This window comes from Moheibacter stercoris (assembly GCF_040545805.1).
Classification (GTDB): domain Bacteria; phylum Bacteroidota; class Bacteroidia; order Flavobacteriales; family Weeksellaceae; genus Moheibacter; species Moheibacter stercoris.
The window spans coordinates 15591-32560 of record NZ_JBEPMO010000014.1; the positions used below are offsets into that span (position 1 = coordinate 15591).

The 16970-nt window shown below is 35.7% G+C and carries 16 protein-coding genes; 3 read left to right on the forward strand and 13 right to left on the reverse strand.

Annotation, left to right across the window (positions count from 1 at the left end; all coding sequences use genetic code 11):
- Window positions 1–50 precede the first annotated feature (50 nt).
- Window positions 51–2429, reverse strand: a complete 2379-nt coding sequence (locus tag ABID46_RS10505) for a heavy metal translocating P-type ATPase (protein WP_354509845.1) — start codon at window positions 2427–2429, stop codon at window positions 51–53.
- Between the two features lie 70 nt (window positions 2430–2499).
- On the opposite strand from ABID46_RS10505, the gene ABID46_RS10510 reads away from it, so the two are divergent.
- Both ABID46_RS10510 and ABID46_RS10515 read left to right on the forward strand, forming a co-directional pair.
- Window positions 2500–3204 (forward strand): Crp/Fnr family transcriptional regulator, encoded by a 705-nt coding sequence (locus tag ABID46_RS10510; RefSeq protein WP_354509847.1) that lies wholly within the window; start codon window positions 2500–2502, stop codon window positions 3202–3204.
- 222 nt (window positions 3205–3426) lie between these two features.
- Window positions 3427–3897: a hypothetical protein gene (locus tag ABID46_RS10515; RefSeq protein WP_354509849.1), complete on the forward strand. Its 471-nt coding sequence runs from the start codon at window positions 3427–3429 to the stop codon at window positions 3895–3897.
- Window positions 3898–4010: 113 nt separating this feature from the next.
- Here the strand turns inward: ABID46_RS10515 and hflX are convergent, their stop codons facing one another.
- Both hflX and ABID46_RS10525 read right to left on the reverse strand, forming a co-directional pair.
- Complete coding sequence (gene hflX / locus ABID46_RS10520; RefSeq protein ID WP_354509851.1) at window positions 4011–5219, reverse strand: GTPase HflX; 1209 nt, start codon at window positions 5217–5219, stop codon at window positions 4011–4013.
- Window positions 5220–5346: 127 nt separating this feature from the next.
- Window positions 5347–6795 (reverse strand): M20/M25/M40 family metallo-hydrolase, encoded by a 1449-nt coding sequence (locus ABID46_RS10525; protein WP_354509853.1) that lies wholly within the window; start codon window positions 6793–6795, stop codon window positions 5347–5349.
- 115 nt (window positions 6796–6910) lie between these two features.
- On the opposite strand from ABID46_RS10525, the gene ABID46_RS10530 reads away from it, so the two are divergent.
- Window positions 6911–7759 (forward strand): DUF2911 domain-containing protein, encoded by an 849-nt coding sequence (locus ABID46_RS10530; protein WP_354509855.1) that lies wholly within the window; start codon window positions 6911–6913, stop codon window positions 7757–7759.
- A 56-nt stretch (window positions 7760–7815) separates the two neighbouring features.
- Here the strand turns inward: ABID46_RS10530 and trpA are convergent, their stop codons facing one another.
- The 10 genes from trpA to ABID46_RS10580 form a co-directional block, all read right to left on the reverse strand.
- Window positions 7816–8580, reverse strand: a complete 765-nt coding sequence (gene trpA, locus ABID46_RS10535) for a tryptophan synthase subunit alpha (protein ID WP_354509926.1) — start codon at window positions 8578–8580, stop codon at window positions 7816–7818.
- A gap of 59 nt (window positions 8581–8639) precedes the next feature.
- A complete protein-coding gene (locus tag ABID46_RS10540; RefSeq protein WP_354509857.1) occupies window positions 8640–9008 on the reverse strand; it encodes a four helix bundle protein in 369 nt (122 codons plus the stop codon).
- A gap of 149 nt (window positions 9009–9157) precedes the next feature.
- Window positions 9158–10339 (reverse strand): tryptophan synthase subunit beta, encoded by a 1182-nt coding sequence (gene trpB / locus ABID46_RS10545; protein WP_354509859.1) that lies wholly within the window; start codon window positions 10337–10339, stop codon window positions 9158–9160.
- On the reverse strand, window positions 10336–10983 hold the full coding sequence (locus ABID46_RS10550; protein ID WP_354509861.1) for a phosphoribosylanthranilate isomerase: 648 nt from the start codon (window positions 10981–10983) through the stop codon (window positions 10336–10338). The genes trpB and ABID46_RS10550 overlap by 4 nt, the downstream gene beginning before the upstream one ends.
- Before the next feature lie 15 nt (window positions 10984–10998).
- On the reverse strand, window positions 10999–11778 hold the full coding sequence (gene trpC, locus ABID46_RS10555; protein ID WP_354509862.1) for an indole-3-glycerol phosphate synthase TrpC: 780 nt from the start codon (window positions 11776–11778) through the stop codon (window positions 10999–11001).
- 15 nt (window positions 11779–11793) lie between these two features.
- On the reverse strand, window positions 11794–12804 hold the full coding sequence (gene trpD / locus ABID46_RS10560) for an anthranilate phosphoribosyltransferase (RefSeq protein ID WP_354509864.1): 1011 nt from the start codon (window positions 12802–12804) through the stop codon (window positions 11794–11796).
- Window positions 12805–12874: 70 nt separating this feature from the next.
- Window positions 12875–13444, reverse strand: a complete 570-nt coding sequence (locus ABID46_RS10565; RefSeq protein WP_354509866.1) for an anthranilate synthase component II — start codon at window positions 13442–13444, stop codon at window positions 12875–12877.
- A gap of 55 nt (window positions 13445–13499) precedes the next feature.
- On the reverse strand, window positions 13500–14897 hold the full coding sequence (locus ABID46_RS10570; protein ID WP_354509868.1) for an anthranilate synthase component I family protein: 1398 nt from the start codon (window positions 14895–14897) through the stop codon (window positions 13500–13502).
- Window positions 14898–15109: 212 nt separating this feature from the next.
- Window positions 15110–16819, reverse strand: a complete 1710-nt coding sequence (locus tag ABID46_RS10575; RefSeq protein WP_354509870.1) for a sodium:solute symporter family protein — start codon at window positions 16817–16819, stop codon at window positions 15110–15112.
- Entirely contained in the window at window positions 16819–16953 is a 135-nt protein-coding gene (locus ABID46_RS10580) for a hypothetical protein (RefSeq protein WP_354509872.1), read from the reverse strand. The genes ABID46_RS10575 and ABID46_RS10580 overlap by 1 nt, the downstream gene beginning before the upstream one ends.
- Window positions 16954–16970 lie beyond the last annotated feature (17 nt).

Genomic DNA, 16970 nt, shown 5'->3' on the forward strand with positions numbered 1-16970 from the left:
AAATTGTCATGATTTTGGTCACAGCATTTCTTTACAAGTCTAATTTATAATCATTCTAAACTCGAGAAGGTCATTTTTGAGAAGATTCGTGTACTTAAGGTAGCAAAAACAACGACAGTTATGGAACTTATTGGCATGATGATCGTCGCCACCAATGGTTCTAAATTACCAGTAATAGCAAATGCTAATCCGATGATATTGTATAAAAAACTGATGGTAAATGCTGCCCAAATTAAATGAATAGAAATCTTGGAAAAACGTAAAAAATCTGGAAAAGATTGAAAACTTTTTGCATCCAATATTGCATCACAAGATGGAGAAAAATTATTAATGTCTTCAGACAACACAACTCCAACATCACTTTGTTTGATTGCTCCAGCATCATTTAAGCCGTCACCAAACATCAAAACTTTTCTATTATCCTTTTGGGATTCTTGGATGAATCGTAATTTATCTTCCGGACTTTGATTGAATTTCATTTCGGTAGAAGCAGGAAATAAAGTTTTCAAATTGCTTCGTTCTGAATCGTTATCACCCGATAAAATCGAAATTTTATACGCATTCAATCGCTCAATCATCTGTTTCAATCCAGAACGATATTGGTTTTTGAATTCAAATTTCCCTAAAATTCGACCATCAAGTTCAATAAAAACTTGGGTTTGATTGAGTTCCTCTAAATTTTGAATTCCTAGAAAACTTTTGGAACCAATTTTCACTAGTTTTCCATCAACAATTCCCATTTGTCCTTTTCCTGGAATTTCCTGATAGTCTATAACTTCTAAATTTGAATCACCTAAAATTCGACCATACAAAATTCGGCTCAAAGGATGATTGGAATTCTTCAAAACAGATTTGACCGCTCTTCTCTCCCACTCGTTTAATTCCTCTCCAACAAATAAAACCTTCGTACTCTGACTTTCGGTAATCGTTCCAGTTTTGTCAAATACAATTTCATCAATTTTAGCCATCGTTTCTATTGTGGCAGTACTACGAATGTATAATTTCTTTTCGCCAAAAATTCGCATCACATTTCCCAAAATAAAAGGAGATGACAATCCCAAAGCACATGGACAAGTAATAATCAAAATAGCTGTTACCACTTGCATGATTTGACTTGGATCTTTGAAATACCAATAAATTGCCGAAAGAATACTAATAATCAACACCACAATCACAAAATATTGGGAAATGCTATTGGTCAATTTATTGAGTCCCGATTCTTCTTTTTGAAAAGCTTCATTGTTCCACAATTGTGTCAAATAACTCTGGTTAACTTCTTTGATGACTTCTAGTTCTATTGCCTGCCCCGACTGTTTCCCACCAGCGAAAATCTTATCACCAGACTGTTTCTGAATTAATTTAGATTCACCAGTCACAAAACTATTGTCGATCATAGCTTCGCCTTTCATCAAAATTCCATCGGCTGGAATGATTTCTTCATTTCTGATGAGAATTCGGTCGCCAACCTTAACATCGGACAACAAAATTGGCTCTTCATTTCCGTTGTTGAGACGAATAACAGCAATCGGATAAAAAGATTTATAATCTCGATCAAAAGCAAGAGCTTTATAAGTTCTTTGCTGAAACCAGCGACCAATCAACATGAAAAACGCCAAACCTGCAATGGAATCAAAGAATCCAGGACTCAAATCAAAAACAATATCGTAAATACTACGTAAAAACAACACCCAAAATCCAATTGCTATGGGTAAATCTATGTTGATATGTTTGTTTTTCAACCCTTGCCAAGCCGATTTGAAAAATTCGGTGGCCGAAAAGAACATTACGGGAAGGGAAAGTAAAAACATCCCCCAACGGAAAAAGTCTTTATTGGAATCCAACCAATTTTCAGAATCACCCGTATATTCTGGAAATGCCAACAACATGATGTTACCAAAACAAAATCCCGCTACAACCAATTTGTACAACAACATACGATCATGTTTGTTGTCTTTTTTGTCCAAAGTTTGAAGATTGATAGAAGGTTTGTAACCCAATTGAGTCATCAATTTAGCTACTTCACTCAATTTCATTTCATCGGATTTATACGAAATCTGAACATTCTTTTGAGTGAAATTAACAGTAGAATATCGGATGTTAGGGTTGACATCTTGCAAACTTTCCAATAACCAAACACAAGAGGTACAGTGAATCACTGGAACATGAAAAGAAACCACAGTTGTTCCATCATCGGAAAAGTCCACAACTTTTTCAAAAATTTCTGGCGTGTCAAGGAAATCAAAATGCAGATTGGATTTGGCATCTGGACGAACTCCCGCATCGGAATTCATGGCATAGTAATTATCCAAACCTTTTAGGTTCAAAATTTCGTAAACCGTCTTACAGCCTACACAACAGAATTCTTTCTCGTCGAACTTTATATTCTCCGTTTCAATTCTTTGACCACAATGAAAACAATTCTCCGACATAGTATTTGCAAAATTACTTTCTATTTTAAGTGATTATGTGTAATTTTGACGTGATTTAAGTCATTATAACATGTCAGACATTTTAGAAAACGTTGACAACATTTGTTCGTTGTTTGAAAACCCAGAAATTTTAAAACATTTTTCCAAAGAGGAATTAAGCGAATTAAGCCATGAAAAGAAAGTCGTAACCTACAAAAAAGGCGATCTTATCATAGAAGAAGGCGCAACTCCAAAAGGGATTTACTACATAGACAAAGGTACAGCGAAAATGTTTAAGTTGGGATTCAACGGGAAAGAACAAATCTTACGTTTCATCAAAACCGGTGATATTTTAGGATATCGTTCTATCTTATCCAAACAACCTTACGGAGCTTCTGCCACAGCAATGGAAGACACAGAAGCCTGTTTTATTCCTGAGAAATTTTTCTTGAAAGTATTGGAACATCATCCAAAATTGGCTTTTGACATCTTACGAAGAATTTCAGAAGATTTAGGAGAGTCGGCACAAACGATTACGTTCTTAGCACAAAAAACAGTTCGCGAACGTTTGGCAGAAGTTTTATTGCTTTTGGAAAAGAAATTGGGAACCGACAAAGATGGTTTCATCAAAATTTCTTTGACCAGAGAAGAAATGGCCAACTTAATTGGAACGGCTACTGAATCTGCAATTCGTTTGATTTCTGAATTCAAAACCGATCATTTAATCGAAGTAGAAGGAAGAAAAATCAAGATTTTAGACCATCAGAAATTAGTGAAATTGGGACATGTGAATTAATCCCAAATCTTATTATAAAAACAAAAATCGCTTTGGAATGAATTCAAAGCGATTTTTTTATGTTGTCGAATCCTGATCTTAATTCTATATTTATCTAAATTAGTTTAAATTAATTCATACCTAAATATTAAAATAAATGAGAAAAGTATTTATTATTTGCACCTTCTTACTTTACCTTCAATCTTGCATACAAATTCAAGGATTGAAAATGACTACAATAAATTGTCAGATCGACAAAAAGATTTAATCCAACCCTTAAATTCTTTTGAAAATTTAGAAAACAACAAAATTTACGAGTTAAATACCAATCAACTAAAAGATGAATTAAAAAATTATCCCAAAGCAATTGTATACGTTTTCACTAATGGCTGCGCAACAAAGTATTGTTTACCCATGAATGTTTATAAAAACTATGCTGAAACGAATGGTTACAAATTGTTTTTGGTAATGAACGGATATATGAAATTAAATGAAACACTTGATCAAATGGCAGAAACTCCCTATTTTTCTATTGATAATGAATATTATGGTGTATCAAATCGCACCAAATATTCCAATTATTTTGAAAATGAATTAATGAATTTAACGAAAGAAACAAAACATAAAGTGTATCCTGGCAATCTTTTCTTTTTTGAAAACGGGGAATTTCAAAATGTTTCTATGGAATTACCTAAGAATCTAGTTTCTAATTAATAATTTCTTTGTGTTCTTTTGTGTAAAACTTAGTGTCTATTGTGGTGAAAAATACAAATTGAATATAACAACCACAAAGCTCACAAAGAAAGCACAAAGCACCCAAAAATCAATCAACTTTCCTCTTCGAAATATTCAAACAAGAAATCATTGTAAGGAAAACGTTTGACGTGCAATTTTTTCACTTCTTCGTAAACCAACTTACGCAATTCTTCCATATTTTGCTTTTCCGTTGCCGAAATGAAAATCGATGGATGTTCACTTTTCGCCATCCAGGTTTTTTTCCATTCGTCCAAAGAAATATTTTCCGGTTTCACTTCCGTTAAATCATCTTCGTCTTTTTTGACGTAGGAATATTTATCAATTTTATTGAAAACCAAAACTGTTGGTTTGTGATTACTTTCAATTTCCTGTAAAATCTGATTCACCGAATGAATATGATCTTCAAAACTCGGATGCGAAATATCCACCACATGCACCAACAAATCGGCTTCTCGAACCTCATCCAAAGTTGATTTAAAGGATTCGACCAATTGTGTTGGCAATTTGCGAATGAACCCTACGGTATCGGTTAACAAGAAAGGTAAATTTCCAATGACCACTTTTCGTACAGTTGTGTCCAAAGTCGCAAATAATTTGTCTTCTGCAAACACATCCGATTTACTCAAAACGTTCATTAAGGTAGATTTCCCAACGTTGGTATATCCGACCAAAGCGACACGAATCAAAGCTCCACGATTTTTACGTTGGGTTGCCATTTGTTTGTCAATCGACTTCAATTTATCTTTCAATAAAGTGATTCGATCACGAATGATACGACGGTCAGTTTCAATCTCCGTTTCCCCAGGACCACGCATCCCAATACCTCCACGTTGACGCTCCAAGTGAGTCCACATACGCGTTAATCGTGGCAATAAATATTGGTATTGCGCCAATTCCACTTGGGTTCTCGCATAGGAAGTCTGTGCTCGTTGCGCGAAAATATCCAAGATCAATTGCGTTCTATCAATAATTTTTCGGTTGACAACTTTCTCAATGTTTTTCAATTGGGAAGGCGTTAATTCATCGTCAAAGATTAAAGTGTCAATTTCATTTTCCTCTGCATACAGAGCGATTTCTTCTAATTTCCCTGAACCCACGAAAAATTTCGAATCGGGTTTATCCATACGTTGGGTAAACCTTTCAGCAACTTCCGCACCTGCTGTATAAGCAAGAAATTGAAGTTCGTCCATGTATTCTTCCAATTTTTCTTCGGGTTGCTCACGGGTAATTAAACCAATCAACACCACTTTTTCGTATTGTGCTTCTTTTTTTTCTAACATATCTTAAGACAAAGATAATTTAAACAAGGTTTTATTCAAGTTGGAATCATGGAAAATATCAATCCGATTTCCCATTTCATCATTAAAATTCTTGTTTTAATTTTAACAAAAATGAAACCAAAAAATTCTATCGAACAAATTTCTTCGTCATAATCTTTCCGTTATTTAACTTCATCACCATCAAATAAACTCCTTTTTCCAACGAATTGATCTTGATTCTGCCCGATTTATCGAAATCATTTTTAGTCAAAATCTTTTCTGCAACGGAATTGATGATTTCCATCGTTAAAATTTGGGTGGACTCATTTGAGGATTCATAGATGATTTCGGACTTCTCAATTCGAATAAATGGGAAATCTTTGGTTGAATTCTTTACACTCGAATGAGCATTTTTGGCTATTTCCACTACGAATTCCAATCCCAATTTGGCAAATTTTGCTGCATGCGAAGCATCGTTCCCCATGTTCTCAAAAGTATCATCTTCGGAATGATACCAAGGATTCATTTCATCTCCATCGGCTTCAAATGGGAACACCGCTTTGTATCCGAATTGTCCCCAAGCCGCATGATCACTACAATCATAACCACATTCTGTCAATCCAAAAGTCAACAAATCTTTTTCTGAACTATGATAATGCGCCAATAATTCAAATAAGAAAACATTCAATTCAGAACTCGTAAAACCAGGATCATGGGTAAGGTAAATATCAAGATCGGACCCTTTGTAAGTAACCATATCCAAATTCATCATACCCAAAACATTTACCCCTTGTTTAGAATAAGTTTCAGCAATATCCTTCGCTCCTAATAATCCAACTTCCTCAGCTGCAAAAGCCATGATTTGAACCGTTTTTTGAGGTTTGAAATTGTTTTTCAAAAGAACCCGATAAATTTCTGTTAAGGTCGCAATTCCAGAACCATTGTCATCGGCTCCAGGAGCAAAATCTGCTGCGAAACTATCGCCCGAATCCAAATGTCCACCTAGAATTACAATTTCATCTGGTTTTGTTTGACCAGGAATGGTGATGATGATGGATTTTTGCGGAGAGAAATCGTGTTCAAAAAATTCGATTTTGATATCCGATCGTTTTGACGCCAAAGCCATTTTTTCCCAACGATTTTTCAAATCGATGGATGCTTGAATTCCTTCTGGACGTGTATGAAATCGAGTTCCATAATTTTCCAATGTTTTGATCATTTGACCAATGCTTTCTGGATTGACATCTTTAAGAATTTTCTGGACATAATCATGTTCCGTAACGGTAAATTCCAAAATTTCCTGTTCAAATTTCGGATTGTAGAACATACTTTGAATAGCTGTTCTTTTATCGGAATGCAATGTATAAACTCCTTTTTTCGGATTCAATGAATCTAAGGTTGCGATAACCTGACGATCAAAAAATACAACTGAACGACCATTTTCCGTTTTCTGAATTTGAACTTTTCTAGGATGAATGTCTCGTAATGCATTGGCTAAATGATGTGATGTTGTTGCGTAAGTCCAATTTTCTTTTTGAGCGAATAATGGAGTAGAAAGGACCAAAAAGAACCAAATGAAAGGAAAAAATTTCTTCATGAATACTGTTGATAATTGTAAAAACTTTCAAAATTAGTTTAAAATGACAAAAAGGAATTGATTTGGATGTTGAATTTTTCTCTATTTTAGAGCCATAATTATAAAAACACAAAAGATGAAAAAAGCATTAACCCTTTTAAGCTTTGCTGCATTCATGGCTTTTTCGCAAGCTCAAGTAACAACTCCTCCTGCAAGTGTACCAGCGGAATATGAAGTAAAAGTAGGTTTGACTGAATTTGACCTTGAATACAATCGTCCGAATGTGAATGATCGTAAGATTTTTGGAGATTTGGTTCCTTATGGGAAAATCTGGAGAACGGGTGCCAATAAAAATTCAACTATTGAATTCTCTGATGATATTGTTATTGATGGACAAACGGTAAAAGCAGGTAAATACGCGATTTTTACCAAACCAGAAAAAGATTCTTGGGAAATCTATTTCTATACCGATACAGAAAATTGGGGATTGCCTGAAAAATGGGATGATTCAAAAGTTGCGATGAGAACCAAAGCAAAAGTTCATAAATTACCTATGAGCGTCGAAACTTTCTCCATTTCCATTGATGAAATCAAAAATGACAATGCCAAATTGAATTTCATATGGAGTGATGTCTATGTTGAAGTGAAAATGGAAGTTCCAACCGATAAAAAAGTTTTGGCTTCGATTGATGCAACGATGAAAAATTCTCCAAAACCAGAAGATTATATTGCTGCAGCTAATTATTATGCCAATACAGGAAAAGATATTCAGCAAGCAAAAAAATGGTTCGATGAAGGAATGAAAGGTCAAAAAGAACCGAAATTCTGGCAATTGCGTCAACAATCTTTGGTATATGCCAAAGCTGGAGATATCAAAGGAGCGATTAGTTTAGCGCAACAATCTTTGGATTTGGCTAAAAAAGCAGGAAATGCTGATTATGTAAAAATGAATGAAGAATCCATCAAAGAATGGTCTAAAAAATAATTTCAGTATAATTTTTTAAATGAGGGTGGCCGAAACAATCGAAGTCACCCTTTTTGTTATTTTCGGATTGATTCTACAAATGCTTTCACCTCATTCACACCCTTTTCTTTCAAATGTTTCACAAAAGCCGATCCTATAATCGCACCTTTCGAATACTGAATTGCTTTTTGATAGGTTTCAGAATTGCTGATTCCAAATCCAATGATGGTCGGAGTTTTTAATTGCATTTTTTGAATTCGTGCAAAATATTGTTCCGTTTCTGTTTCGAATTGATTTTTTGCTCCCGTTACACTTGCCGAACTTACCATATAAATAAATCCAGTAGAAAGTTCATCGATTTCTCGAATACGCTCTTCACTGGTTTGAGGAGTAATTAAAAAGGTATTGCGTAAATTATATTTCTCGAATATTGCCTGATAATCCTCTTTGTACACATCAATGGGTAAATCGGGAATGATCAAACCATCTATTCCAATTTCAGCACATTTTTGACAGAAACGTTCGACACCATATTGTAAAATCGGATTGAAATAGCCCATTATCAAAAGTGGAATGGAAACCGTTTTACGCACATCCTTCAATTGTTCGAACAAGATTTCTGTTGTCATTCCATTATTTAACGCTTCGGTCGAACTTGCTTGAATGGTTGGTCCGTCCGCCAAAGGATCACTAAATGGCAAACCAATTTCCACCATATCGACTCCTGAATTTTCAAGTTGTTCAAGTATTTTTACTGTATCATTTAAATTAGGGTAACCCGCTGTAAAATAGATGGACAGTATTTTTTTATCTTCTTCTAATTTTTGATTGATTCGATTCATTTTCATTTACGATTTACAATATTCGATGTACGATTTTAAATCATCGATATTGGATATAATTAATTTTTTGGGTTATTTTTTCTTGCGGTTTTTAAGGAGGAAACTACAATAGCAGTTAATTCATCTGCTTCTTTTATTAAAACTTCTAATTGGGAATTTTCATTTTTATTGATTTTTTCTATTTCTGATAATAGTTCCAAAAAATATTTACTTTCATCAACTTCTTCTTCTACAATTTTCAACTTATTGATGAAATCCTTAGAAGATTTTGCTCTTTGGGCAGCTCTATAATTTGCCCCAACTGAACTTGAGGAACGAATCAATTGTGAAACAAAGGCATTATATTCCCTTGAATTTGGAAGTTTGCTACAAGCAAACCAACAATCCAATGCAAATTTTTTGGTTCGATTTAACATTAATGTTTTCATAAGTTTTTTTAGGTTTTTATTAATTAGTATCACTTAATACAATCAAAGTTGATTTAAAATCTTCGTATATTGAACTTTTAATATCCCAATCTCTTACTTCGCGCCTCGTAAATCGTTTATCGTACCTCGTATATCGTACTTCGTACATCTTATATATGAAAATAATTAATATACGTCGCTAAATCCTTGTCTCCTCTACCCGATAAATTAACAACCACAACATCTTCAGCGTTTAATTGGATTTTTTTCAGAGCAGCAAAAGCGTGCGCACTTTCAATCGCAGGAATAATTCCTTCCAATTGAATCAATTCCATACCCGCTTGCATAGCTTCATCGTCTGTAACCGATTCAAATTCGGCTCTTTTAGATTCACATAAATGCGCGTGCATAGGTCCAATTCCCGGATAATCCAATCCGGCAGAAATCGAATAAGGTTCTGTTATTTGACCGTCTTCTGTTTGCATCAACAAAGTCTTACTTCCGTGAATAATCCCCACTTTGCCCAAAACCGACGTTGCCGCAGTTTCGCCCGAATGAATTCCTTTCCCAGCAGCTTCTACCGCTACCAATTTCACTTCTTTTTCATCCAAAAAATGATAAAAAGCGCCTGCAGCATTACTTCCGCCGCCAACACAAGCAATCACCAAATCCGGATTTTTTCTTCCCTCCTTTTCCAATAATTGGTTTTGAATTTCGTCTGAAATGACCGATTGAAATTTCGCTACCAAATCGGGATATGGATGTGGTCCGACCACCGAACCAATGATGTAATACGTATTTTCCGGATTGTTGATCCAATCTCTGATCGCTTCATTGGTCGCATCTTTCAAGGTTTTACTTCCTGAAATTGCAGGAACGACTGTTGCTCCCAACATTTTCATTCGTGCGACATTGGGCGCTTGCCTTTCAATGTCAATTTCGCCCATATAAACAATGCATTCCAAACCCATCAATGCACAAGCCGTTGCAGTTGCAGCTCCGTGTTGACCCGCGCCCGTTTCGGCAATGATTCGTTTTTTACCCAATTTCTTGGCCAATAAAATTTGTCCCAAGGTATTATTGATTTTATGCGCTCCCGTATGGCATAAATCTTCACGTTTCAAATAAATTTTGGCTCCGTATTTTTCGGATAATCGTTTCGCGAAATAAAGCGGCGTTGGTCTGCCCACATAGTTTTGCAATAAATCTTGAAATTCAGTTTGAAATTCGGGAGATTGCATAATCTTTAAATAGGAATTTCGCAATTCTTCCACATTCGGATATAACATTTCGGGAATGAAAGCACCCCCAAATTGCCCGTAATATCCTTTTTCGTCCACTTGATAACTCATTGTAGTTCTTTTAATTTCTGTGAAAATTCTTTCACCAATTTGATATTTTTAATTCCAGGTTCGATTTCAAATCGACTATTGATATCAATAATTCTGATTTGTGGAACTCTTTGTTTCATTTCTATAATTTTCGGAAGATCATCAATCGAAATTCCTCCACTTAACACAATGTCCTTTTGAAGCGGATAATCTTGCAAAATTTCCCAATTGAATTTGGTTCCATTCCCACCATAATTTTTTCCTTTTGTGTCAAAAACAATCGCATCAACACAATGATAATTCAATAATTCTCCCATATCAAAATCTTCACCCACCGAAAATACTTTCCAAATCTTCAATTCTGGAAAAAAATCTTTTAATTCAGAACAATAAACATCGGATTCGTTCCCGTGAATTTGAACCACATTTAAATTGTGCTTCATTACTGCCTGAATGATTTCAGAAAAAGTTTCGTCGACAAAAACCCCAACTTTTTGAATTTCTTTTGGCAATGGAATAGGCTCCGAATTAAAAAAGCGAGCCGATTTGGAATAAAATATCATCCCAATAAAATCAGGCGATAAAGAAATTAATTCTTGGAGATTCGTTTCATCTCGCATTCCGCAAACTTTCAATTCTAATCGTGTATTTTTCAAAACGCTCATTTTAGGAAATTTGACTTAAGAAAAATTAGCCATCAAAACTTGAGCGTTTCGCTCGAAATCATCGGTTTTCATAAAAGATTCGCCAATTAGAAAACCTTGAAATCCTGCATTTCGCAACAATTGAATGGTAGTTCCATCTTGAATTCCGCTTTCGGATACTTTTACAAAATCATTGGGAATGAATTCAGCCAAATCCAAACTCGTTTGAATGCTAGTCGTAAAATCTTTCAAATTCCGATTGTTCACACCGATCATATCCAAAGTCGGCATCAAAGATTTATTCAATTCGTCCAAACTATGCACTTCCAATAAAACTTCTAATCCCAAACTTTTCGCAAATTTCGACAAAGCTTTTATTTCCGCCGTCGACAAAACCGCAGCAATCAATAAAATGACATCAGCACCATTTGACTTTGCTTCCAAAATTTGGAATTCATCAATGATAAAATCTTTGCGCAACAAAGGAATTTCCACCGCCGAACGAGCCAATAAAAAATCATCCAAAGATCCTCCAAAGTATTTCCCATCGGTCAAAACCGAAATTCCGGAAACTTTAAAATCCTGATAAGTTTTTACCGCATCCCAAACATTTAATTGCGTATTTAAATGAGGTTTGGAAGGCGATCTTCGCTTGAATTCCGCAATAACACCCGTTCCATTTTGAATGGATTCTTTCAAAGAATAGGTTTTTTGCTGAAATAAAAGAGAAGATTCCAATTGTTTAATGGGCAAAACCTGCTTTTTACATTCAACCTCTTTTCGTTTATCCTGTATGATTTTATCTAAAACATTCATTTTCATTAATTTATATTACGCTTGCATTTCGATTTTCTGACTGATTACTACTAATTTATTCAAGGAATTTTTCGCTTTTCCAACCAATAGGTTTTCAAGTGCTAAATCAAATGCCTCTTTCAATGAAATTTTCTTAACCATCGAAATTGCCACGGCAGCATTGGCGCAAACCACGTGATTTTGAGCTTCGGTTCCTTTTCCTGAAATAATTTGATCAAATATTTTCGCAGCTTCTTCCAAAGTTTTCCCACCAAAAATTTCCGCATCGGAAACATAGTTCACATCGAAATCCATTGGCGTAATGATTCCTTCTTTTTCACTTGATAAAAATTTACAATCGCTTGTCAAAGAAATTTCATCGTGACCCGAAAAAGAATGTAAAATGGTATAATCAACATCGCCTTTCTGAAACAAATACCCATACATACGCATCAATTCCAAGTCAAAAACGCCTGCCATTTGGTATTTGGGAAATGCTGGATTGATCATAGGTCCCAACATATTGAAAAAGGTTTTCAAACCTAAATCCTTGCGAATTGGTGCGACATTTTTCATCGCCGGATGAAAAAGCGGTGCGTGTAAAAAACAAATTCCTGCTTCGTGGATACTTTGTTTTAGCACATCAATTTCATCGGTAAACTTCACGCCCAATTGTTCCAAAACATTGCTACTTCCACTCACCGAAGAAACGCCGTAATTCCCGTGTTTGGTCACTGGAATTCCGCAACTCGCTACAACAAAAGAAGCCAAAGTCGAAATGTTGAATGTATCTTTTCCATCGCCACCTGTTCCACATAAATCAATGGTGTTGTCTATATCTAAATCTACTTTTTTACATAAAGATTGTAAGGCATTTCGAAACCCTTCCAATTCGTCAATACTGATGTGTCGCATCATAAAAACGGCCATCAACACAGCAATCGAGGATGGATTAAATTCTCCACGGGAAATGGCTACCAAGAGTTGGTACGCCTCCTCTTTGCTGAGTTGCTCATAGTGTGTTAGTCTATTAATTAATGCTCTCATTGTTTTCAATTTTTGCTACCCTTGACACAATTTCTTAACGAATTGGATTTGGTTTCTAGTTTAAATGGTTTTAATTGTTTATCCAGTTTTCAATAATCTTTTTTCCTTGTGGCGTCAAAATACTTTCTGGGTGAAATTGAACGCCTCTAACATCATAAGTTTTATGTCGTAAAGACATAATTTGCCCATTTTCATCGACCGAAGTAATTTCTAATTCATCGGGAAAATTTTCGTTGGAAACTACCCAAGAATGATAGCGCCCGATTTCCAAATGCGAAGGCACATTTTTGAATAAAATTTCATCTGATTTTTTAACGATTGCATAAGTCGAAACGCCGTGGTAAACCTTTTCTAAATTTTCCAATTTTCCTCCGAAAGCTTCGCCGATAGCTTGTTGACCTAAACAAACGCCAAATATGCTTTTTGTTGGAGCGAATCTCTTAATGATCTCCATCAATTTTCCCGCTTCCGATGGAACTCCCGGTCCAGGAGAAAGAAGGATTTTTTCGTAAGCATCCACTTCGTCCATCGAAATTTTATCGTTTCGTTTGACATCCACTTCACAACCCAATTCTTCTAAATAATGAACCAAATTGTACACAAATGAGTCGTAATTGTCTATGACTAGTATTTTTTTCATTTCTATTTTTCTTTTTATTACACAAAGAACCACTAAGAATTCTATGGACAACTTTCTAAATTAATTCAGCCAATTCCAAGGCTTTGTTCAACGCACCTAATTTATTGTACACTTCCTGTAATTCATTTTCAGGAATACTCTCCGAAACCACTCCTGCACCCGCTTGATAATGCAATTCGTAATCTTTGCTTAAAAACGAACGAATGATTATCGCGTGGTTGAAATTTCCTTCGAAATCCATAAATCCAATGGCTCCACCATAAAATTCACGGTTGATGTTTTCGTAAGAATTCAACAATTGCATTGCTTTGTATTTGGGTGCGCCCGTCAAAGTTCCTGCTGGAAACGTATCGGCCACCACTTGTAAAGATTCCTTTCCAGATCTGATTTTCCCCGTTACTTTGCTCACCAAATGAATGACGTGTGAGAAATATTGGACTTCACGAAAAGTCTCAACTTTCACTTGCTCCGCATTTCGGCTAAGATCATTTCGTGCCAAATCGACCAACATCACGTGTTCCGATTTTTCTTTTGCATCATTGCTCAAACGTTTGGCTTGTTGCAAATCTTCTTCGTCATTTCCTGTACGTCGAACCGTTCCCGCGATCGGATGAATCTCTGCCATTCCGTCTTTGATCACTAATTGTGCTTCGGGCGAACTTCCAAAAATTTTAAAATTCCCATAATCGAAATAAAATAAATAGGGCGATGGATTGATGCTTCGCAACGTACGGTAAACATTGAATTCATCGCCCGAAAATTTCTGCACGAAACGCTTGGAAGGGACGATTTGAAATACATCGCCACGCTGACAATGTTCCTTGCATTTATGAACCAAATCAATATATCCTTGGTCCGAAATGTTGGTAGTGGGAATACCCCCTCGCTGAAAATTATATTCGGCGAAAGATTTTATTTTCAATAGGGCAAGAATTTCATCGATCGAATCTTCTCCTGTTAAACTCTGCGAAATCAAATGTGCCTCATTGTTGAAATGGTTGATGGCAATGATGTTCTGATAAACTGCATAATACACATCGGGAATGCCTAAATTTCCTTCTTTTTTATCGATCGAAATATCTTCAAAATAACGAACCGAATCGTAATTCATATACCCAAAAAGTCCATTTTGAATGAATTTTTCAGTATTAGAAGAGGCTTCAAAACAATCGGCAAATTCTCTTAATTTTTCCACCAAATTGTCTGCAGATTCCAAATTTTTCAGTTCGAAATTTCCATCGGGAAAGCGGGTTTGAATTTGGTTGTTTTCCAATTTAAAACTAGCAATTGGTTGGAAACAAATGTAGCTGAACGCATTTTCATTAGCGTGATAATCACTACTTTCCAACAAAATACTATGCGGATATTTATCGCGTAATCGTAGATAAATGGACACAGGCGTCAAGGTATCTGCGAGGATTTTTTTTGAGTGAGTATGCAGTTTAAATTTCATTTTTACAAATTATTAGAAACAAAAAAGCCCGTCGTGAAGACGGGCTTGGTATTATGGTACAACAAGTTTTGCTTCACTACTTTCGAAGTTGCGAAGTCCACCACCAGTTGTTATTTAATGCTAAATTTTTCATAATTGATTTTTCAAATGTAGAAATTGATTTTGAATTGGCAAATTTTTTTTTTGATTCACTAATTTATTTTTCATTTCAATCATCTCCCCAAATCCTCGATTTCTCCTTTTTCAATCTTAGTTTCGTATGGGAAAAATCCATTCAAAATGATGGCAATAATAATCACCAATCCACATCCGAATAAATTTAACCACAAATAAGGCATCCAATCCAACCACCAACCAATTATTACAATGATTTGGGTAATGATCGCTGCCGTAAAAACCGCATTGGCTTTGATGAAACGAAAGAAAAAGGCCAATAAAAAGATACCCAACACATTTCCATAAAAAATCGATCCGATGATGTTCACCAATTGAATCAAATTGTCAAATAAATTGGCTACACAGGCAAAGAGAATCGCCAAAACGCCCCAAAGCAGCGTGAATAACTTGGAAGCTTTCACATAATGTTGATCTGATTTTTCGTTTTTCTGATTGCGTTTGTAAAGGTCCATTGTAGTCGTCGTAGCCAAGGCATTCAGTTCCGAAGAAGTTGAAGACATCGCAGCACAAAGCGCCATTGCCAATAACAAACCGATGATTCCTTTGGGTAAATGTTCCAATATAAAATGAATGAATACATAATCTTTATCGTTGGTTTCAACTGAATCATTCGCTTGTTTGATGATGGCTTTTCCTTCGGTTCTTAAATTTTGTTCTTTCTCATTTAAAGCTGAAATTTCCTTTTGCAAATCTGCTTTCCGTGTTTCATTTGCCACCGCATATTGCATCAAAACTTCCTGTTTTACTTCGAAATTTTGCTGCTGCGCTTCTACTAATTCTTCATATTGAGTTGAATAAGCAGAATTCACAACCGCTTTTTCTGCAATTGGATTGAAATTAAGCGGAGAAGAATTGAACTGATAAAACAAGAAAACCATTACACCTGTCAACAAAATAAAGAACTGCATCGGGACTTTCAGCATTCCGTTCATAATCATTCCCATTTGGCTTTCCTTGATGGATTTCCCGCTCAAATAGCGCTGAACTTGACTTTGATCGGTTCCGAAATACGACAAAGACAAAAAGGTTCCACCGATGATTCCGCTCCAAAACGTATAACGATTATCGAAATCGAAAGAAAAATCGAGAATATCCATTTTCCCAGAAGCGCCTGCAATCTGCAAAGCATTGGAGAAATTAATTCCATCGGGTAATGCATAGACCAAAATCGTGAAAGCTACACCCATTCCCAACATTATGATCGCCATTTGTTGTTTTTGGGTTACGTTGACCGCTTTGGTTCCGCCCGAAACCGTGTAAATAATCACCAAAGATCCGATGATGATGTTGAGCAAAGTCAAATCCCAGCCCAAAACGGCCGACAAAATAATGGACGGCGCAAAAATGGTAATTCCCGCAGAAAGTCCACGCTGAATTAAAAACAAAATAGCGGTAAGACTTCGGGTTTTTAAATCGAATCGAGATTCAAGGAATTCGTAAGCCGTATACACATTGAGTTTGTGATAAAGGGGTATGAACACCAAACAAATGATGACCATTGCAATCGGCAATCCGAAATAAAATTGTACGAAGCCCATTCCATCGTGAAAAGCCTGTCCGGGCGTCGACAAAAACGTAATTGCACTTGCTTGGGTTGCCATCACCGACAGTCCGACGGTAAACCAATTGGAATCATTTCCCTTCAAAAAATCCTGAACATTGCTTTGTCCTCTCGTTTTCCAAACGCCGTAAACGACGATGAAAAGCATTGAACCTGCCAATATGACCCAATCTAACCAATGCATCAGACGAAAATTTTCATTAAAATGTAAAACACCAAAATATAGGCTGCATTTGCCAGAAGCACCCAAGTGTAGGATTGGCGCCAAGATGTTTTCACTTCTTCCTTGGTTTCGTTTTCGGTCGTATGTTGATTCATAATTTTAATTTTAATTA